This is a genomic window from Actinomadura fulvescens (assembly GCF_039533225.1).
GTDB lineage: Bacteria > Actinomycetota > Actinomycetes > Streptosporangiales > Streptosporangiaceae > Spirillospora > Spirillospora fulvescens.
In genome coordinates, this window is the sequence record NZ_BAAATD010000011.1 from 251,727 (window position 1) to 271,943 (window position 20,217).

At 70.3% G+C, this 20,217-nt stretch carries 16 protein-coding genes; 13 read left to right on the forward strand and 3 right to left on the reverse strand.

The window, feature by feature from the left end:
* Positions 1–161: 161 nt before the first annotated feature.
* From ABD333_RS34840 to ABD333_RS34870, 7 genes are all read left to right on the forward strand, one after another.
* On the forward strand, positions 162–1,835 hold the full coding sequence (locus ABD333_RS34840) for an LCP family protein (RefSeq protein ID WP_344546808.1): 1,674 nt from the start codon (positions 162–164) through the stop codon (positions 1,833–1,835).
* 155 nt (positions 1,836–1,990) lie between these two features.
* Entirely contained in the window at positions 1,991–3,610 is a 1,620-nt protein-coding gene (locus ABD333_RS34845; protein WP_344546809.1) for an aromatic acid exporter family protein, read from the forward strand.
* Positions 3,611–3,737: 127 nt separating this feature from the next.
* Positions 3,738–5,177 carry an MFS transporter gene (locus tag ABD333_RS34850; RefSeq protein ID WP_344546810.1) on the forward strand — a complete coding sequence of 480 codons (1,440 nt, stop codon included), beginning with the start codon at positions 3,738–3,740 and terminating at the stop codon, positions 5,175–5,177.
* 4 nt (positions 5,178–5,181) lie between these two features.
* The gene (gene guaD / locus ABD333_RS34855; protein ID WP_344546811.1) at positions 5,182–6,540 is read left to right on the forward strand and encodes a guanine deaminase; all 1,359 of its coding nucleotides are present in this window, start codon (positions 5,182–5,184) and stop codon (positions 6,538–6,540) included.
* Between the two features lie 43 nt (positions 6,541–6,583).
* Positions 6,584–7,135 (forward strand): 2Fe-2S iron-sulfur cluster-binding protein, encoded by a 552-nt coding sequence (locus ABD333_RS34860; RefSeq protein WP_344546812.1) that lies wholly within the window; start codon positions 6,584–6,586, stop codon positions 7,133–7,135.
* A complete protein-coding gene (locus tag ABD333_RS34865) occupies positions 7,132–8,118 on the forward strand; it encodes an FAD binding domain-containing protein (RefSeq protein WP_344546813.1) in 987 nt (328 codons plus the stop codon). The genes ABD333_RS34860 and ABD333_RS34865 overlap by 4 nt, the downstream gene beginning before the upstream one ends.
* The gene (locus ABD333_RS34870) at positions 8,115–10,160 is read left to right on the forward strand and encodes a xanthine dehydrogenase family protein molybdopterin-binding subunit (protein ID WP_344546814.1); all 2,046 of its coding nucleotides are present in this window, start codon (positions 8,115–8,117) and stop codon (positions 10,158–10,160) included. The genes ABD333_RS34865 and ABD333_RS34870 overlap by 4 nt, the downstream gene beginning before the upstream one ends.
* Positions 10,161–10,328: 168 nt before the next feature.
* Here ABD333_RS34870 and ABD333_RS34875 read toward each other — a convergent pair whose 3' ends face one another.
* Positions 10,329–11,498, reverse strand: coding sequence for an acyl-CoA dehydrogenase (locus tag ABD333_RS34875; protein ID WP_344546815.1), 1,170 nt, complete (start codon positions 11,496–11,498; stop codon positions 10,329–10,331).
* Between the two features lie 64 nt (positions 11,499–11,562).
* On the opposite strand from ABD333_RS34875, the gene ABD333_RS34880 reads away from it, so the two are divergent.
* From ABD333_RS34880 to ABD333_RS34895, 4 genes are all read left to right on the forward strand, one after another.
* A complete protein-coding gene (locus ABD333_RS34880) occupies positions 11,563–12,906 on the forward strand; it encodes a UDP-glucose dehydrogenase family protein (RefSeq protein WP_344546816.1) in 1,344 nt (447 codons plus the stop codon).
* An 84-nt stretch (positions 12,907–12,990) separates the two neighbouring features.
* Positions 12,991–13,644: a DUF2975 domain-containing protein gene (locus tag ABD333_RS34885; RefSeq protein WP_344546817.1), complete on the forward strand. Its 654-nt coding sequence runs from the start codon at positions 12,991–12,993 to the stop codon at positions 13,642–13,644.
* Positions 13,644–13,871: a helix-turn-helix domain-containing protein gene (locus ABD333_RS34890; protein ID WP_344546818.1), complete on the forward strand. Its 228-nt coding sequence runs from the start codon at positions 13,644–13,646 to the stop codon at positions 13,869–13,871. The genes ABD333_RS34885 and ABD333_RS34890 overlap by 1 nt, the downstream gene beginning before the upstream one ends.
* 25 nt (positions 13,872–13,896) lie before the next feature.
* On the forward strand, positions 13,897–14,316 hold the full coding sequence (locus ABD333_RS34895) for a CoA-binding protein (protein ID WP_344546819.1): 420 nt from the start codon (positions 13,897–13,899) through the stop codon (positions 14,314–14,316).
* Between the two features lie 491 nt (positions 14,317–14,807).
* Here ABD333_RS34895 and bfr read toward each other — a convergent pair whose 3' ends face one another.
* Together bfr and ABD333_RS34905 are read right to left on the reverse strand one after the other, a co-directional pair.
* On the reverse strand, positions 14,808–15,305 hold the full coding sequence (gene bfr / locus ABD333_RS34900; protein WP_344546904.1) for a bacterioferritin: 498 nt from the start codon (positions 15,303–15,305) through the stop codon (positions 14,808–14,810).
* Positions 15,306–15,407: 102 nt separating this feature from the next.
* Entirely contained in the window at positions 15,408–15,686 is a 279-nt protein-coding gene (locus ABD333_RS34905) for a (2Fe-2S)-binding protein (RefSeq protein WP_344546820.1), read from the reverse strand.
* A 165-nt stretch (positions 15,687–15,851) separates the two neighbouring features.
* Between ABD333_RS34905 and glgX the strand changes: the two genes are divergently transcribed.
* Positions 15,852–17,966 carry a glycogen debranching protein GlgX gene (gene glgX, locus ABD333_RS34910; RefSeq protein ID WP_344546821.1) on the forward strand — a complete coding sequence of 705 codons (2,115 nt, stop codon included), beginning with the start codon at positions 15,852–15,854 and terminating at the stop codon, positions 17,964–17,966.
* The gene (gene treY / locus ABD333_RS34915; RefSeq protein WP_344546822.1) at positions 17,959–20,214 is read left to right on the forward strand and encodes a malto-oligosyltrehalose synthase; all 2,256 of its coding nucleotides are present in this window, start codon (positions 17,959–17,961) and stop codon (positions 20,212–20,214) included. Before glgX ends, treY begins: the two co-directional genes overlap by 8 nt.
* Positions 20,215–20,217: the final 3 nt, after the last annotated feature.

Consider the following 20,217-nt stretch of genomic DNA (forward strand, 5'->3'; position numbering starts at 1 on the left):
CTGGCCGGGTGTGGCCGCCTGGGAGGGAGGTCAAGACGGCGCCACGTTACTCCAAGGACACGAGTCCGAGGTAGCGAACGGACGGGTGTTCCCCACTTTAAGGTGGTGACGACGCGCGTCAGACGACGCCGATTCGGTCTCGGGAGGGGGCGGCGGCCAGCATGGCTGACGGTCACGACGCCGGCAGGGACTCCGGCAAGGACGCCGATCCGTTCGAGCGGTACTTCCGGCCCCGCCCGGGCGACGGCGCGGCGGAGGGCGATCACGAGGACGGCGAGGACGGCATCGAGGGCGTCACCGTCGACGGCACGCCCGCGCCCCGCGTGGCGGTCGAGACCCCGCGCGGCCCGCGCCGGCCCGGGCCGGGCCTCAGCCCCCGGGCCGCGATGAGCGCCCGGCGGCAGCGCCGCTTCCTGATGCTGACCGGCACCATGTCGGCGTTCGTGCTGCTGACCGCGGGCGGCGCCTGGGGCTTCCAGAACTACGTCACCAGCGCCATCGACAAGGTCAAGGTCGGCGGGCTCGGCAAGGACAAGGACGCCCCGAAGGGCGCCATGAACATCCTGGTCGCCGGCGTCGACCGCCGCGAGGGGCTCACCCGCGCGCAGCAGAAGGCCGCGCGCCTGGGCAACGAGCCGGGCGAACGCTCCGACACGATGCTGCTGGTGCACGTCTCCCGTAACCATGATCGCGTCACCGTCGTCAACCTTCCGCGCGACTCGTACGTGACGATCCCCGCGCACAAGTCCAACGGTTCGGAGGGCGCGAAGGGCAGCAAGGTGCCGGCCCGCGCCGGCAAGCTCACCTGGGCCTACCAGTTCGGCGGCCGTGATCTCATGGTCGACACGATCAAGCAGGCCACCAACGTCTCGATCGACCACCTCATCGAGGTCAACTTCTACGGCTTCGTGAGCATGGTCGACGCGCTCGGCGGCGTCGACGTGTGCACCGAGGAGCCCATCGACGACCGCAAGAGCGGCCTCAAGCTGGCCGCGGGCAAGTCCCATCTGGACGGGCTCAAGGCCCTGAGCTTCGCCCGTGCGCGCTACTCCCTGACCGGGGGCACCGACCTCGGCCGCATCGACCGGCAGCAGCAGTTCATGTCGGCGATGATGAAGCAGGCCCTCAGCAGCAAGACGCTGAGCGACCCGGTGAAGTCGACCAAGTTCCTCAACGCGGCGCTCAAGTCGCTGACGGTGGACGAGAAGCTCGCCAAGAACCTGCCCAAGCTCGCCGACCAGATGAAGAACCTGTCGACCGACCACGTCACGTTCGCCAAGATCCCGCTGTCCGACCCGGGCCACAACACGATGTTGTGGAACGCGCCGAGCCCGCAGTCGACCGTGCTGTGGGACCAGAACCGCGCCCGGGAGCTGTTCGGCCGGATCAAGCGCGACCAGCCGCTCGTCGAGCCGCCCAAGCCCGCGCCCAGCGCGACCCCGCAGGACCGGAACGCACCGACCGTGCCGCCCGGCGACATCCAGGTCCTCGTGCGCAACGCCGTCGGCACGCCGGGGCTGGCGCGCCGCGCGGGGGGCGACCTGGAGAAGGCCGGCTTCAACGTCACCGTCGTCCAGGGCGTCGCGCGCCGGGGCCTGGCGAGCACGGTGATCCAGTACGGCCCGGGCCGCAAGGACTCGGCGGCGACCCTGGCCGCCGCCATTCCCGGCGCCAAGATCAAGCAGGTCGACTCGCTCGGCTCGCGCGTGCAGGTCCTGGTCGGCGCGAACTGGAAGGGCGCCCAGAAGGTCAAGGTCAAGAAGCCCGCCACGCCCGGCGCCCCGTCGAACTCCGCCCTGGAGACCGGGACGGCGACGTCCAAGCTCTGCAAGTAGCCAAGCTCTGCAGGTAGCCAAGCTGCAGGTAGCGCGCCGGAGGCGGCCCGACCGGCGTGTCGGAGTTCACCCACGTAGGGCACGTTCGGGCGTTTTGCTGAAGGTTTGCCGGAAAGAGGAATTCGTCCGCCCCTGGATCGTATTAACACAGGTCTATGCCCTTGCGAACGTTCCAGACCATCTTTCCTCGTTCCGGACGGCCGCCCCTGCGGGTGGCCACCGAGACGCAGTCCACCGTCTACCGGATCGCGCGGCTCACGCTCACGGCCATGGCCGCGTACCTGCTGGCGCTCTGGCTCCTTCCCGCCGAGAGCCCCGCGCCGCTGCTGGCGCCGCTGACCGCGCTGCTCGTCGTCCAGCACTCGGTGTACGAGACGATCAAGTCCGGCATCACCCGGGTGGCGGCGGTGACCTCGGGCGTGGTGATCGCGCTGCTCTTCGCCGGGCTCGTCGGCTTCTCGTGGTGGAGCCTCGGGCTGAGCATCCTGGCCGCGCTGGTGCTCGGCCATGTGCTGCGCCTGGGCGACCACATGCTGGAGGTCCCGATCTCCGCGATGCTGATCTACGCGCTGGGCGCGGCGACCGGCGCGGGCGCGACCGAGCGGGTGGTGGAGACGCTGATCGGCTCCGCCGTCGGCCTGGTGGCGACCGTGGCGGTGCCGTCAATCCGGGTACGGCCCGCCGAGGAGGCCGTGCAGGATCTCAGCCACCGGCTGTGCACGCTGGTGACGAGCATGGCCGACGACCTGCGGCGCGGGCCCTCGGAGACCGACGCCGACCACTGGCTCAGGGAGTCGCAGGGGCTGTTCCACGACATCGGCCGGGCGGACGAGGCGCTCGACGCCGCCGAGGAGAGCGTCCGGCTCAACCCGCGCGCCCGCCAGCTGATCGACGCGGGCGTGGCGCTGCGCAACGCCGTGGAGACGATGGAGCACTTCACGCTCTCGCTGCGCGGGCTGGCCCGCGCCCTGGTCGACAGCGCGAAGGTCGAGACCGGCGACCAGCTCATCCACGAGCCCGAGATCCGTGACCAGCTCGCCGACACGCTGGGCGAGGTCGCCGCGAGCATCGTCGCGTACGGCCGGCTGGCCCGATCCGACCTGCGCCGCAACGCCCAGCCCGTCGACGCCGAGCGGGAGCTCGAACACCACGTGGCGGCCGCGCGCGGGCTTCGCGACCAGTTCTTCGCGATGCTGCGCAGGCGCCCCGTGAACGATCTCCAGTGGCCGCTCTACGGGGAGGTCGTCACGCAACTCGACCGCCTGACCGACCAGCTGCGCGCCGAGCACCGCGCGCGTGCCCGCGAGCAGTGGCGGCGGCGGCGCGACACGGCGGAGCGCCACCTGGCGCCGCGCCAGGCCGACGCTCTCCGCCAGGCACGGATGCGGCTGCGCCGGGCCGCCGGGATCGCCTCCAGGCCCACGCCCGCGAACGCCGACGAGGCCGGTGCCCACCGCGACGAGAACCCGCGCGAGCACACCGGTGAACGCGAGGGCGGGCGCGGTCTTGAGCGCGGTCTTGAGCGCGGTCTTGAGCGCGAGCGCGGCCGTGGGCCCGTCCGCGGGCCTGGGCGCGACCGTGGGTCCGGCCATGAGCGCGGGCGTGACCGCGAGCGCGACCGTGGACCCGGACGTGGCTCCGGGCGCGAGCGCACGGCGGGTCACGATCGGGAACGCCGTTTCGCTCGCGAGCACGACCGCGAGCACGGGCAGGAACAGGCCCGCGCACAGACCCGTCGAACCGCCGCATACCTGGACAGATACCGCCTCCGCTAGGCCAGGCCATCCAGGTCAAAGGTCGTTAAGCAGACACACCCCTCCCGGTCAGACGAGGTTTGATCGACTCTGGATCGACGAGATACGCAGCGGCGTGCATGTCGTCGAGCGAACGTGGGGAGTCGCCATGACCGACGTGATGACCGACCGCGTTCGGACCGAGATCCCGGCGAGGCTGGACCGGCTGCCCTGGTCGCGCTGGCATCTCATGATCGTCGTCGGTCTCGGGACCGTCTGGATCCTGGACGGCCTTGAGGTCACCATCGTCGGCAACCTGGCCCCGCAGCTGGCCAAGCCCGGCAGCGGCCTCGACATCACGGCCCAGCAGGTCTCCGGGCTCGGCGCCGCCATCTACGTGGCCGGGTCCTGTACCGGCGCGCTGTTCTTCGGGTGGCTCACCGACCGGTTCGGCCGCAAGAAGCTCTTCATGATCACGCTGGCCGTCTATCTGGCCGGCACGGCGCTCACCTCGCTGTCGTGGACGCCCTGGTGGTTCTTCCTGTGCCGGTTCATCACCGGGCTCGGCATCGGCGGCGAGTACGCGGCCATCAACTCGGCGGTGGACGAGCTGATCCCGAGCAGGCACCGCGGGCGCATCGACATCATCATCAACGGCAGCTACTGGCTCGGCGCGGCCGGCGGCGCGCTGCTCACCGTGCCGGTCCTCACGCTGCTGCCGGTCGGCGTCGGCTGGCGCGCGGCGTTCGGCCTGGGCGTGGTGCTGGGGCTGCTGATCCTGGTCGTCCGGCGGCACGTGCCGGAGAGCCCGCGCTGGCTGATCATCCACGGCCGTACGAAACAGGCCGAGGACCTGGTCGGCGGCGTGGAACGCGAGGTCGAGAAGGACACCGGCGAGTCCCTGGCGAAGCCGGGCAAGAGCATGGTCATCCAGCAGCGCACGAGCGTGGGCTTCGGCGAGATCGCCTCCACGCTCTGGCGGCGCTACCCCCGGCGGGCGATCCTCGGCTTCTCGCTCTTCATCGGGCAGGCGTTCCTCTACAACGCGATCACGTTCGGCTACGCCGACATCCTGACGTCGTTCTACGACATCGACACCCACACCGGCTACTTCTACGCGGTGATCGCGTTCGGCAACTTCCTCGGGCCGCTCCTGCTGGCGCCGCTGTTCGACTCGGTCGGCCGCAAGCCCATGATCAGCGGCTGCTACATCGGTTCCGGCGTCCTGCTGCTCGGCACGGCCTGGTTGTTCGACGCCGGGGTGCTGACCGCGGTGACCCTGACCGCGTGCTGGTGCGTGGTGCTGTTCTTCGCGTCGGCCGGCGCCAGCTCCGCGTACCTGACGGTCAGCGAGATCTTTCCGATGGAGACCCGCGCGCTCGCCATCGCGTTCTTCTACGCGATCGGCACCGCGGCCGGCGGCATCAGCGGCCCGCTGATCTTCTCGACGCTGGTCGGCAGCGGCGTGCCGCGCGACACCGCCCTCGCGTTCTGCATCGGCGCGCTGCTGATGATCGCGGCCGGGCTGGTGGAGGCGATCCTCGGGATCAAGGCGGAACGCAAGGGCCTGGAGGAGATCGCCGAACCGCTGACGGCACGGCGGGACTGAACGGGTGAAGGCCTACCGCGGCATCGTCCTGCACTTCACCGGAGATCCCGCCGCCGACCCCGCGAACGCCCGGTTGCTCGACGACGGCGCGCTGGTCGTCACCGACGAGGGGCTGGTCGACCGGGTGACGCCGTGGGCGGAGCTGCCCGGACGACTCCGCGACGAGGCCGTCCAGGACTACCGCGACGACCTGATCCTGCCGGGGTTCGTGGACGCGCACGTCCATTCGGGCCAGATCGACGCGATCGCGAGTCCGGGCGGCGATCTGCGGGACTGGCTGGAGCGTCATGTCTACCCGGCCGAGCGCAGGTTCGCCGACGAGGAGTACGCGCGCCAGGCCGCCGGAGACTTCCTCGACCGGCTGCTGGCGGCCGGAACCACGACCGCGTGCGTGCACACCACGACCTTCGCCTCCTCCACCGGCGCCTTCTTCGCCGCCGCGCACGAGCGTGACCTGCGCATGGTGGCCGGAAAGGTGCTCATGGACGCGGGCGGCCACGCCGAGGGCGGCCCCGTTCCCGACGACTACCTCGACCCGAGCGTCCAGCAGGCCGAGCAGGACTGCCGCGAGCTGATCGACGCGTGGCATGGCAAGGGCCGATGCCTTTATGCGATCACGCCGCGCTTCGGGCCGACCTCGACCCTGGAGTTGCTGCGGATGGCCGGCCGCCTCTTCCAGGAGTACGCGGACCGCGGGCAGCCCGTCTGGGCGCAGTCCCACCTCGCGGAGACCAAGGACGAGGTCGACACGGTGCTCGAACGATTCGCCGCTCTCACGCCGCGTTCATATCTGGACGTGTACGACAAGTGCGGTCTGGTCGGGCCGCGGAGCGTCTGGGCGCACTGCCTCTGGCCGGACGACGTCTACCGGACCAGTGCCGGCGGCGGGCAGGACTGGCAGGTGCTGAAGGCCCGTCAGGCCGGCGTCGCGTTCTGCCCCACGTCCAATCTCTTCCTCGGGAGCGGCCTGTTCCCGTTGGAGCGGACGCGTAGGGCAGGTGTACGCGTGGGGCTCGGAACGGACGTCGGCGCCGGAACCAGTTTCTCGATGCTCGAAACCATGAACGAGGCGTACAAGGTGATGGCGTTGCAAGGCGACCACCTGCCGGCCCTGCGCGGTTTCTATCTGGCCACGCGGGGCGGCGCGGAGGCGCTGTGCCTGGAGGACCGGATCGGCGGCTTCCAGCCCGGTGGCGAGGCGGACTTCGTCGTCCTGGACTTCGCGGCGACCCCGGTGCTCGAACGCCGCACCGGTACCGCCGGCGACCTCGTCGAACGGCTCTTCGCGCTGGCGATGCTCGGCGACGAACGCGCCGTCAAGGCGACCTACGTGATGGGCCGCCGTACCTGGGAGAACACGTGAACAGCCACGGAATCGAGCATGTGATCCAGGGTAGGAGCGTCCTATGAACAGCACGAACACCTCGGCCGAGCCGCCGGTGCACGCCGAGATCACCTTGATCGTCAACGGGCGCGAGCATCGGCTCGCGGTCGACACCCGGGCGTCCCTGCTGGACGTGCTGCGCGAGGAGCTCGGGCTCACGGGGACGAAGAAGGGCTGCGACCACGGCCAGTGCGGCGCCTGCACGATCCTGGTCGGCGGGCGGCGGGCGAACGGCTGCCTGGCGCTCGCGGTCGCGCACGACGGCGCCGACATCGTGACCGTCGAGGGTCTCGCCGACGGCGGCGAGCTCAGCCCGATGCAGGCCGCGTTCGTCGAACGGGACGCCTTCCAGTGCGGCTACTGCACGCCGGGCCAGCTGTGCTCGGCGACCGCGGTCCTCGACGAGGTGGCGCGGGGCTGGCCGAGCGTGGTCACGCCGGACGTGGCCGCCCAGCCCGAGCTCGACGAGGACGAGATCCGCGAACGGATGAGCGGCAACATCTGCCGCTGCGGCGCGTACCCCAACATCGTCGCCGCCGTCCGGGAGGCCGCTGGGCACGGGGGCGGGCGATGAGGCCGTTCGCCTACGCACGCGCGCAGAGCGCGGACGAGGCCGTCTCCCTGCACGACGGCGACACGCACTACCTGGGTGGCGGCACCAACCTGGTCGATCTGATGCGGCTCGGGGTCGAGCGGCCCGCCAAGCTCATCGACGTCACCCGGCTGCCGTACGACCGGATCGAGGAGAACGGCGGCGGGCTGTTCATCGGCGCCGCGGTCTGCAACAGCGACCTGGCCGCCGACCGGACCGTCCGCGACCGCTACCCCGTGCTCGCGGAGGCCGTGCTGGCCGGCGCGTCCGGGCAGATCCGCAACAAGGCGACCGTCGGCGGCAACCTGCTCCAGCGCACACGCTGCTCCTACTTCCAGGACGTCACCAAGCCCTGCAACAAGCGCGATCCCGGGAGCGGCTGCCCGGCCCGCGAGGGCGAACACCACAACCTCGCGATCCTGGGCCACTCCCCGCACTGCGTCGCCACCCATCCGTCCGACATGGCGGTGGCGCTCACGGCGCTCGACGCGTCCGTCCGGGTGCTCGGGAGTGCGGGCGAGCGCGGCGTTCCGCTGAGCGACCTCTACCGCCTGCCCGGCGACGACCCGTCCCGCGACACGACGCTGGAGCTCGGCGATCTCATCACCGGCATCCAGACGCCGCCGCTCGGTATGGCGTCGCGTTACCGCAAGGTCCGTGAACGCGCCTCGTTCGCGTTCGCGCTCGTCTCGGTCGCCGTCGCGCTGGACATCGCGGACGGCACGGTCCGCGACTGCCGGGTGGCGCTCGGCGGCGTCGCGCACCGGCCCTGGCGGGCCCGGCGCGCCGAGGAACTGCTGCGCGGCGCCCCGGCCACCGAGGCGAGCTACCTGCGCGCCGCGCAGGCCGAGCTGGAGGCCGCGCGGCCGCTTCGCGACAACGGCTTCAAGGTGCCGCTCGCGACCAATCTGATCGTACGCACGCTGTCCGAGCTGACGGCGTCCGAACAGGGGGATGAGTCATGAGGTCGCTGGAACGGGTGGAGGCCCGCGCCAAGGTGACCGGCGCCGCCCGTTACGCGGTCGAGTATCCGGTCGAGAACGCCGCGAACGTGGTGGCCGTGGCGGCGACGGTCGCGCGCGGTGAGATCGAATCCGTCGGCGCCGAGGAGGTGCTGGCGCTGCCCGGCGTCCTGGCGGTGCTGTCGTGCGAGAACGCGCCGAAGCTGCAGTCGGTCGACGACGCCGAGCTGGAGGTCTTCCAGTCCCGCAGGGTCGCCTACCGGGGACAGCTGGTCGCGGCCGTGGTCGCCGAGAGCCTGGAGACGGCCCGTGCCGCCGCGGCCCGGCTGCGGATCGGCTACCGGGCCGAGGACCACCACGTTCTCCTGGAGGACGCATCTGACGACTCTGACGACTCCGACTTCTCCGTCGACATCGAGCAGGGCGACCCGGAGACCGCGTTCGCCGGGGCCGCCGTCTCGGTCGACGCGACGTACACGACCCCCGCCGAGCACAACAACCCGATGGAACCGCACGCCACGCTCGCGGCGTGGGACGGTGACGAGCTCACCGTCCACGACTCCAACCAGGGCTCGACGACCGTGCGGGACGCGCTCGCCCAGATCTTCGACCTCGACCCGGCCCGGGTGCACGTCGTCTCGCCGCACGTGGGCGGCGGCTTCGGCTCCAAGGGCACGCCACGCCCGACCGTCGTCCTGGCCGCGATGGCCGCCCGCGCGGTGGGACGGCCGGTGAAGCTGGCGTTCACCCGGCAGCAGATGTTCCCGATGACCGGCTACCGGACGCCGACGATCCAGCGGGTGCGGCTCGGCGCCGACGCCGACGGCACGCTGACCACGATCGTGCACGAGGTGACCCAGCAGGCGTCGACGATCCGCGACTTCGACGAGGGGGCGACCAAGCCCATGCGGATCATGTACCGGGCGCCGCACCGCCGGGCCGCCCACCGGCTCGTCAGGCTCGATGTGCCCTCGCCCTCGTGGATGCGCGCGCCCGGCGAGTGCCCGGGCATGTGGGCCCTGGAATCGGCGATGGACGAGCTGGCCGTCACGACCGGGATCGACCCCGTCGAGCTGCGCGTCCGCAACGAGCCGGAGACGTCCCCGGAGGACGGCTCGCCGTGGAGCTCCCGCAACCTGGTGGCGTGCCTGCGCGAAGGCGCCGAACGTTTCGGGTGGGCCGATCGCGATCCCATGCCCTGCGCCCGCCGCGAAGGCCGCACCCTCGTCGGCACGGGCGTCGCGTCCGCCACGTATCCGGTGAACCGGGAACCCAACGAGGCCACGGCGCGCGCCGAGCCGGACGGCCGCTTCACCATCCGCATCGCCGCCGCCGACATCGGCACCGGCGCCCGCACCGCCCTCACGGTGATCGCCGCCGAGGCGCTCAAGGCCGAGCCGGACCGGGTCACGGTCGAGATCGGCGACAGCGATCTGCCCAGGGCCTCCCTCGCGGGCGGTTCGACGGGCACCATGAGCTGGGGCACCGCCGTGCACCGCGCCTGCGAGGCCCTCCTGGCCGAGCTGGACGTGCCCGTACCGCCGGAGGGCGTCGAGGTCACCGTCGGCACCGAGGACGAGCTGAAGGCCGAGGAGAAGTACGCCCGCCACGCGTTCGGCGCCCACTTCGTCGAGGTCAGCGTCGACATCGACACCGGAGAGATCCGCGTGCCCCGCATGCTGGGCGTCTTCGCCGCCGGGCGGATCGTCAACCCCGTGACCGCGCGCTCCCAGCTCCTCGGCGGCATGATCATGGGGCTGGGCATGGCGCTCATGGAGGAGAGCACCACGGACCGCGAGTTCGGCGGCTTCCTCAACCACGACCTCGCGCAGTACCACGTGCCGGTCTGCGCCGACGTCCGCGGGCTGGAGGCGGTCTGGCTCGACGAGGAGGACCGGCACCTGAACCCGATGGGGGCGAAGGGCATCGGCGAGATCGGCATCGTCGGCGCCGCCGCGGCCGTCGCCAACGCCGTCCACCACGCCACCGGCGTCCGCGTGCGCGACCTCCCCATCACCCCGTCCCGCCTCCTGCCGTCCCTATGAGGCCAGGGCCCGCTCGACCTCCTCGTCCACCAGGTCAAGATTGATCGCGAACGCGGCCGCGCAACGATCACCTCCGCCGCCCAGGATGTGATCATCCGATCCGTCCGGCAACCTTTGTTGCAATTACCGGGAATCGGAGCGCCGTGCCGGCGGAGGCGCCGATCGCGGCTACTTGAGGAGCTGGCGGGCCATGACCATGCGCTGGATCTGGTTGGTGCCCTCGTAGATCTGGGTGATCTTGGCGTCGCGCATCATGCGTTCGACGGGGAACTCGCGGGTGTAGCCGTAGCCGCCGAGGAGCTGGACGGCGTCGGTGGTGACGTCCATGGCGACGTCGGAGGCGAGGCACTTGCAGGCGGACGAGACGAAGGTCAGGTCGGGGACCTTGTCGCCGTGCATGGCGCGCTCGGACTTGATGGCGGCGTGGTAGGTGAGCTGGCGGGCGCCTTCGAGGCGCATGGCCATGTCGGCGAGCATGAACTGCACGCCCTGGAAGTCGGCGATCGCCTTGCCGAACTGCTTGCGCTCCTTGACGTAGCCGACGGCGTAGTCGAGCGCGCCCTGGGCGATGCCGAGGGCCTGCGCGGCGATGGTGATGCGGGTGTGGTCGAGGGTGGCGAGCGCGGTCTTGAAGCCGGTGCCCTCCGCGCCGATGATGCGGTCGGCGGGGATGCGGACGTTCTCCAGGATGACCTGGCGGGTGGGTGAGCCCTTGATCCCGAGCTTCTTCTCCTTGGGACCGAACGAGACGCCCTCGTCGGACTTCTCGACGACGAAGGCGGAGATGCCGCGAGTCCCGGCGGCAGGGTCGGTGACGGCCATCACCGTGTAGTAGTCCGACACCCCGGCGTTAGTGATCCACATCTTGGCGCCGTTGAGGACCCAGTGATCTCCGTCACGGACGGCCCGGGTCTTCATGCCCGCGGCGTCGGACCCGGCCTCAGCCTCCGACAGGGCGTAGGAGAACATCGCCTCGCCCTTGGCAACGGGATTCAGATACTTTTTCTTCAGCTCTTCGGAACCCGACAACAGGATCGGCACCGTGCCGAGCTTGTTGACAGCCGGGATCAACGAGGAGGAGGCGCAGGCGCGGGCCACCTCCTCGATCACGATCACGGTGGCCAGGGCGTCGGCACCGGCGCCCCCGTACGCCTCCGGGACGTGCACCGCGTGCAACTCGTTCTGCACCAGCGCGTCCAGGGCCTCCTGGGGGAAGCGGGAATCCTCGTCGACCTCCGCTGCATGCGGGGCAATCTTGGCATCGGCGAGCTCGCGGACCGTCCGGCGGAGGAGCTCCTGCTCCTCGGACGGGGCGTACGTGGGAAAGTCGGGACTCATAACACGCATGCTACCGGCCGGTACACTCCCCCGGTCTAGCAGGAAGAAGTCGAGAGGAGACACCGTGGCCCATCGCCTCACGGTGATCGGAACCGGATATCTGGGCGCCACCCACGCGGCCTGCATGGCGGATCTGGGTTTCGAGGTCATCGGTCTCGACGTCGACGAACGCAAGATCGCGCGGCTGTCCGCGGGCGATCTCCCGTTCTACGAGCCCGGGCTCGAACCCGTGCTGCGGCGGAACCTGGAGAACGGGCGGCTTCGCTTCACCACGTCCTACGACGAGATCGCCGAGTTCGGTGACGTGCACTTCCTGTGCGTGGGCACGCCCCAGAAGCTCGGCGAGTACGCGGCCGACCTGACGTACGTGGACGAGGCCGTCAACGCGCTGGCGCCGCTGCTCCGGCGGCCGTGCCTGATCGTCGGCAAGTCCACCGTGCCCGTGGGCACCGCGGAACGGCTGGCCGAACGCATCGCCCGGCGGGCCCCAGCGGCCGGCGACGCGGTGCTCGCCTGGAACCCGGAGTTCCTCCGTGAGGGCTTCGCCGTCCAGGACACCCTGCACCCGGACCGGATCGTCATCGGCGTGCCCGGCGACCAGGGCGCCGCCGACCACGCCGAGAAGGTGCTCCGAGCGGTGTACGCGCCGATGCTGGCCGCGGGCACGCCGTTCATCGTCGCCGACTACCCGACCTCCGAGCTGGTGAAGGTCTCCGCCAACGCCTTCCTGGCCACCAAGATCTCGTTCATCAACGCGATGGCCGAGGTCTGCGAGGCCGCGCACGCCGACGTGACCAAACTCTCCGAGGCGCTGTCCTACGACGACCGCATCGGCGGCAAGTTCCTGGGAGCGGGGCTGGGGTTCGGGGGCGGCTGCCTGCCCAAGGACATCCGCGCGTTCATGGCCCGGGCCGGTGAGCTCGGCGCCGACCAGGCCCTGACGTTCCTGCGCGAGGTGGACGAGATCAACATCCGCCGCCGGATCCGCATGGTCGATCTGGCCCGCCACCAGCTCGGCGGCTCGTTCATCGGCCGTACGGTCGGCGTCCTCGGCGCGGCGTTCAAGCCCAACTCCGACGACATCCGCGACTCGCCCGCCCTCGACGTGGCCGCGTCCATCCGCGGGCAGGGCGCCACGGTGACCGTGTACGACCCGCAGGCGATGGACAACGCCCGGGGCGCCCAGCCCGACCTCACGTTCGGCGGCTCCGCCCTGGAGGCGGCCAAGGGCGCGCACGTGGTGCTCCTGCTGACCGAGTGGCCGGAGTTCCGCGACATGGACCCCGCGGAGCTCGGGGCCGTCGTGGCCGAGAAGAACATCCTGGACGGCCGCAACGCCCTGGACCCCGAACGCTGGCGCGCCGCGGGCTGGAACTACCGAGCCCTCGGCCGCCCCCAGGTCCCCTGACCCGTGGCCGCACCCGGCCGTTGACATATCGAAAGTCGATGTTATCGAATAACGATAGCATCGACTTTCGATATGGAGGCAGCCATGCGCCTCAAGTCCACCGACCAGCCCCCCAGGTACGCCAACCTCTTCGAGCCCTTCGCGACGATCATCAGCTTCATGCTGGCCCTGGTGGCGGGCATCGTGGTCGTCTTCGGCCTGACCACCGCCTTCGGGAGCGGCAGCCTGCTCGGACTGGGCGACTCGTCGGTCTGCGTGACCGGACGGCCCGGCGCCTACATCCCCGATCAGGAGAGCCTGCCGCCCTTCCTGAAGCCGGGGGTACGGCTCTCCATGACCGAGCTGGACGTCTGCCAGGACGACGCGGGCCCGGGATTGCAGGCGCTCCACGTGGCCACCCGGCTCCCCTCCTTCCTGGTGTACACCGGCGCCCTGGTGCTGCTCTGGCGGCTCGTCCGCGCCGCCATGCGGTTCGGCCCGTTCAGCCGGGTCAACGCCCGGCGGCTGCGCTTCATCGGCTGGTGGGTCGGGGGCGGTGGCGCCGTGGCCGTGATCTGCGAACGCACGGCGCACTGGGCGCTGGCCCAGCGGATGTTCAAGGACGGCCCCGAACTGGTCGCCACCGTGACCGCCGCCATCCCGTGGACGCTGATCGTCACAGGCGTCGGCCTGCTGACCGTCGCCCGGATCCTGGAGGTCGGCGTGCGGATGCACGAAGACCTCGAAGGCACGGTGTGATGGACGAGCACGCCGTCGAGGTGCACCTCGACACGATGCTGGAGCGGCGCGGGATGACCCTCGCAGAACTCTCGGCCCAGGTCGGGGTCACCGTGGTGAACCTCTCGATCCTCAAGAACGGGCGTGCCAAGGCGATCCGCTTCACCACCCTGACCCGGATCTGCGAGGTCCTCGGCTGCCAGCCGGGCGACCTGCTGACGGTCCGTTCCGTCCCGCCGGAATCCTGATGCGGACGGTGATGTTGTCGTGGACATGGCTGACTACGCTGACCCGGCGGTGATCCGGCGGCTGCTGAACGAGACGAGGACGTGGGCGTTCGTGGGCCTGGGAGACAACCCCGCCCGCGAGGTCCACACCCAGGCGCGGCTCCTCCAGCAACGCGGCAAAAGGATCATTCCCGTCCATCCGGACGGACGGACCGTGCTGAACGAGCCGGGCTACGCGTCACTGGCCGACATCCCCGCCGCGGAGGGCCCCATCGATGTCGTCGGCGTCTACCGGCGAGCCGAATACGCGGGCGCGGTCGTGGACGAGGCGATCGCCGCCGGAGCCAAGGCCGTCTGGCTCCCCCTGGACGTGATCGACGAAGCCGCCGCCGAACGCGCCCAGGAAGCAGGCCTGGACGTGGTCATGGACCGCTGCCCCGCAGTCGAATGGGCGTTGCGTAGATAGGCTTTCGCGGCCTCGAGGTCCTCGCCTGGCGGCTCGGACCCCGAACCGCAAAAGCGGCAAGCACGACATCGCTTCGCGATCTTCGCGGGGAGCTTCGCCTGCGGCTCGCTCCCCGCTCAGCGCCGCGCGCTTGCGTCGCACACTGAGGTGGGCGTCATGCCTGCGGGGCACACTGAGGCCGATGCCAAGCCTCGTTGAAAGCCCCTCGCCACCGTGGTGGCGAGGGGCTGAAACACAAGCGGCCCAACGGCGGAGAGGGTCTCAGCCGCCGTCATGCATTCTCGGCTTGATCAAGTGTCGCAGCGAACGCGCTACCTGAGTGGGGAGCGAGCCGGAGGCGAAGCTTCCCGCGAAGATCGCGAAGCGATGTCGCCCTCCCGCTACACCCCCCACCCAACCGCCCTTCCAAAGGACAAGCTTCGCTTGGCAGCCGCTTTGCGGTTCGGGTTGGAGCCGCCAGGCGACAACCAGAGGCCGCGAAAGCAATGAATTCAGACTGGTTCGGAGATGCTTTCGCCGGGGCCTTCGGTCAGGCGGAGCAGGTAGTTCTGCTCGCCTAGCGCCTTGACCAGGGCCAGCTCGGTCTCCAGGTAGTCGACGTGCTCCTCCTCGTTGGCGAGGATGTCCTCGAAGATCCGGGCCGAGGTGACGTCGCCGCGGGAGCGCATGAGCTCGATGCCGGGGCGCAGGCGGGCGACCGCCTCCATCTCCAGCTCCAGGTCCGCCTTCAGCGTCTCGACGACGGTCTGGCCGATCTTGAGGGTGTTGAGCTTCTGGTAGTTCGGGAGCCCGTCGAGGAAGAGGATGCGGTCGGTCAGCCGCTCCGCGTGCTTCATCTCCTCGATGGACTCTTCGCGGCTGTGCTTGGCCAGGCGGGTGAAGCCCCAGTTGTCCTGCATCTTGGCATGCAGGAAGTACTGGTTGATCGCGGTGAGCTCCGCGGTGAGCTGCTCGTTGAGCAGCGCGATGATGTCCTTGTCGCCTTCCATATCGCCCATGCTTCCATGTCCGGATCGATGTGGACAGCACTAGGGCCCGCCCGGCGCGTGTTTTCTCGATCACGGTCGGGGCGGGTGCCCGGGGGACGCGGCTCAGGCGGCGGTCGTGACGGTGCTCCCTCTCTCGGCCATTTCCGGTACGAGAGGCTGCTCCGGAACGACCTCCAGCGGGAGGGGGCCGCCGGTCATGGCGTCCACCAGGTCGCTGGCGGTCCGGTACTCGCTGACCATCGCGTGCAGACGCTTGGTGCAGGAGCCACAACCAGGCTTCATGCCGCAGGCCGTCTTGACGTCCTTGGCGGTCCTGCAGCCGTCCGCCATACAGCCGCGTACGTCGTCCTCTGTGACGGCGTTGCAGATGCAGACGTACATGAGCCTGGGGCCTTTCTCGTTAGGGCAGCCTCAATAAGGTTAGGCAAGCCTAACGGTACCCAGGAATGTCCGATCTGGCCAGTAGCCTCCCTTTCGGTGTGAGCCAACCCTCATGGGGAAGCATCCGTTCGCGACTAGGACCCCTCGGCCTGGAAGGCGAACGACATGGCGGACGTTTGGCCCGGCGACGCTTACCCCCTGGGAGCTCATTTCGACGGCGCGGGCACCAACTTCGCCGTCTTCGCCGAGGCCGCGGACCGCGTGGAGCTGTGCCTGTTCGAGGACGGGACGGAGTCGCGCATCCCGCTGCCGGAGGTGGACGCCTTCGTCTGGCACGGGTACCTGCCGGGGATCATGCCGGGGCAGCGCTACGGCTACCGGGTGCACGGGCCGTACGAGCCGCGGGAGGGCCACCGCTGCAATCCGAGCAAGCTCCTGCTCGACCCGTACTCGATGGCCATCGAGGGCAAGGTGAGCTGGCACGAGTCCTGCTTCGGCTACGACTTCGGGAACCCCTGGTCGCGCAACGATCTCGACTCGGCGCCGCACACCATGCGGTCGGTGGTGGTCAGTCCGTACTTCGACTGGGGGGACGACCGGCCGCCGCGCACCCCGTACCACGAGACGGTGATCTACGAGGCCCATGTGAAGGGCCTCACGATGCGCCATCCCGAGGTCCCGCCGGAGGCGCGGGGGACGTACGCGGCGCTGGGGCATCCGGTGATGATCGACTACTTCCGCGATCTCGGGATCACCGCGGTCGAGCTCATGCCGGTGCACCAGTTCGTGCACGACGACTTCCTGCTCAAACGGGGCCTGCGCAACTACTGGGGCTACAACACGATCGGCTTCTTCGCCCCGCACAACGACTACTCCGCCGGCGGCCAGCGCGGCGAGCAGGTGCTGGAGTTCAAGGCCATGGTCAAGGCCCTGCACGAGGCCGGGATCGAGGTCATCCTCGACGTCGTCTACAACCACACCGCCGAGGGCAACCACCTGGGGCCGACGCTGTCGTTCCGGGGGCTCGACAACGCCTCGTACTACCGGCTGGTCGACGACGATCCGCGGTTCTACATGGACACGACGGGCACGGGTAACAGCCTGCTCATGCGGAGCCCCCACGTCCTCCAGATGATCATGGATTCGCTGCGGTACTGGGTCACCGAGATGCACGTCGACGGGTTCCGGTTCGACCTCGCGGCCACGCTGGCCCGGCAGTTCCACGAGGTGGACCGGCTGTCGGCGTTCTTCGATCTCGTTCAGCAGGACCCGGTGGTCTCGCAGGTCAAGCTGATCGCCGAGCCGTGGGACGTGGGCGAGGGCGGCTACCAGGTCGGCAACTTCCCGCCGTTGTGGTCGGAGTGGAACGGCAAGTACCGCGACACGGTGCGGGACTTCTGGCGCGGCCGGCCCGCGACGATGCCGGAGTTCGCGTCGCGCCTGGCCGGGTCGAGCGACCTGTACGCCGAGGACGGCCGCAAGCCGTTCGCCTCGATCAACTTCGTCACCTGCCACGACGGCTTCACGCTCAACGACCTCGTCTCGTACAACGTCAAACACAACGACGCCAACGGCGAGGCCAACCGGGACGGCACCGACGACAACCGTTCGTGGAACTGCGGGTACGAGGGCATGGTCGAGGATCTTGAGGTCCTGTCCCTGCGCGAACGGCAGAAGCGCAACCTTCTCGCGACCATGTTCCTGTCGCAGGGCGTCCCGATGTTGTCGCACGGTGACGAGCTCGGCCGTACGCAGCGCGGCAACAACAACGCCTACTGCCAGGACAACGAGCTGACCTGGGTCAACTGGGACGACCTGCTCGTGCACTTCCCGCTGCAGGACTTCGTGCGGCGGCTGTCGCGGCTGCGCGCCAAGCATCCGGTGTTCCGGCGCCGCCGCTTCTTCCAGGGCAAGCGCGTCATGCGGGCGGAGACCGAGCTCCAGGATCTGGTCTGGTTCACTCCCGGAGGGCGGCAGATGTCCGAGGCCGACTGGTCGGCCGCGTTCGCCAAGTCGATGCAGGTCTTCCTGAACGGCAACGCGATCATCGAACCCGGCCGTCGCGGCGAGCACATCCGCGACGACTCGTTCCTGCTGATGTTCAACGCGCACCACGAGGATCTGAGCTTCACGCTGCCGCCGGGGCGGTACGGGGGGATGTGGGCCAAGGTGATCGACACGGCTGATCCGATGCTCGCCGAGGACCAGGGTGCCGCCGTCAAGGCCGGTGAGTCCGTCCTGGTCGAGCAGCGTTCGGTGCAGGTGTTGCGCCGTGTCTGAGCCCCCGGAGTTCCCCGCCGGCACGTACCGGCTGCAGTTGTGCGGGGTCGGTGACGAACCAGGCCGCAGGTTCGGCTTCCCCGAGGCGGCGGCGCTCGCCCCGTACCTCGTCGCGCTCGGCGTCTCGCACGTCTACCTGTCGCCGGTGCTGCGGGCGGCGCCCGGATCGACGCACGGGTACGACGTGATCGATCACGAACGGCTCGCGGCGGAGCTCGGCGGCGAGGACGGCTTCCGGGCGATGGTGGCGCGGTACCGTGCGCACGGCCTGAAGGTGCTCGTGGACATCGTTCCCAACCACATGGCCGTGCCGATGCCGGTGGACCTCAACCGGCCGCTGGCCGCGGTGCTGGCGGACGGCCCGTCCTCGCCGTACGCGCGGTGGTTCGACATCGACTGGGAGGCCGGCGGCGGCCGGATCGTGCTGCCGTGGGACGGCGAGCCCAACTACCGGCGGTTCTTCGACATCTCCGGGCTGATCGGATTGCGGCAGGAAGATCCCGAGGTCTTCGACCGCACCCATGACCTGACGCTGCGGCTGGTGGACGAGGGGCTCGTCGACGGACTGCGCGTCGACCACCCGGACGGGCTCGCCGACCCGCGCGGCTACCTGGGGCGGCTGGGCTCGCGGGCGCCCGCGGCCTGGGTCCTGGTCGAAAAGATCACCACGGGTGAGGAGGAGCTTCCGGGCGACTGGCGGTGCGCGGGCACGACCGGCTACGACGCGCTCGGCATGGTCGGCGGGCTGTTCGTCGATCCGGACGGGGAGAAGCCGCTCACCGACGCCTACGTCTCGTTCACCGGCGGGCCGCCGGGGTTCACCGAGGTGGAGAACGCGTCGCGGCGGTACGTGGCGGAGCACGGGCTGCGTCCGGAGATGGCGCGGCTGCACAAGGTGCTCTGCAGGACGCTGCCGTCAGAGTCGCCCGAGGCCTTGGAACGGGTGCTGTTCGAGCTGCTGATCGCGGTCCCCGTCTACCGCGCCTATGTGGTTCCCGGCGAGGAGCGTGCGGGGGCACCCGGGCAGGCGGCTGAAATCTTGGACCAGGCCGCTCAGACGGCGCGGGCTCACCTGCCCGAGGAGCTGCACGGGCTGCTGGAGAGGGTCGTGCGGCTCGCGCTAGGGCTGGATCGCCCGGACGGAGAGGACGAAGGCGACGAGTTCGTGGTGCGGTTCCAGCAGACGTCGGCGCCGCTGGCCGCCAAGGGGGTGGAGGACACCGCGTTCTACCGCTGGTCGCGGATGGCGGTGCTGAACGAGGTGGGCGGCGACCCGGAGCGGTTCTCGGTGGGCGCGGCCGACTTCCACTCGTTCTGCGGCAGGATCGCGCGCGACTGGCCGCGCACGATGACGACGCTCTCCACGCACGACACCAAGCGGCAGGAGGACGTGCGTGCCCGGCTGGCGGTGCTGGCCGAGCTGCCCGCGGTGTGGGCCGAGGCCGTACGGCACTGGCACACCTGGTTTCCCGAGGGGGTCCCGCTGGAGCCGGACCTGGAATACCTGCTGTGGCAGACGCTCGTCGGAGCGTGGCCGGTCACCGAGGACCGGCTGGCCGGCTTTCTGACCAAGGCCATGAGGGAGGCCAAGACCCGCACGTCCTGGGTCGACGGCGACCCGACGTACGAGGAGGCCGTCCTCGCGTACGCCCGCCGGGTCCTGGCGGACGCGGACCTGGTCGGGAGCATCACCGACCTCGTCGGGCGCCTCGCGCCCTACGCCCGGGTCAACAGCCTCGGCCAGAAGCTCGTCCAGCTCACCATGCCGGGCGTTCCGGACGTCTACCAGGGCTGCGAGCTGACCGGCCTGTCGCTGGTCGATCCCGACAACCGGCGGCCGGTCGACTACGGGCGGCGGCGTGCGCGGCTCACGCGGCTCGACAGCGGCCGCGGGCCGAGCGACATGGACGACGAGAAGCTCCTGGTGACGGCGCGGGCGTTGCGGCTGCGGCGCGACCATCCGGAGTGGTTCGGCGGCGCGTACGACCCGGTGACCGTGGCCGGTCCCGCCGCCGATCACGCGGTGGCGTTCCGGCGCGGCGCGGCGGTGACCGTGGTGACCCGGCTGCCCGCCGGGCTGGAGCGGCGCGGCGGCTGGGGCGGCACCGCCGTCGAGGTCACCGCCGAGGCCTGGCGCGACGTCCTGACCGGCGTGGTGCACCAGGGGCCGCGGCCGCCCCTCTCCGAGGTGCTCGATCCGCTGCCGGTGGCCCTGCTGATCCCCGATCGAATCCCCGCGAGTGAGTGATCG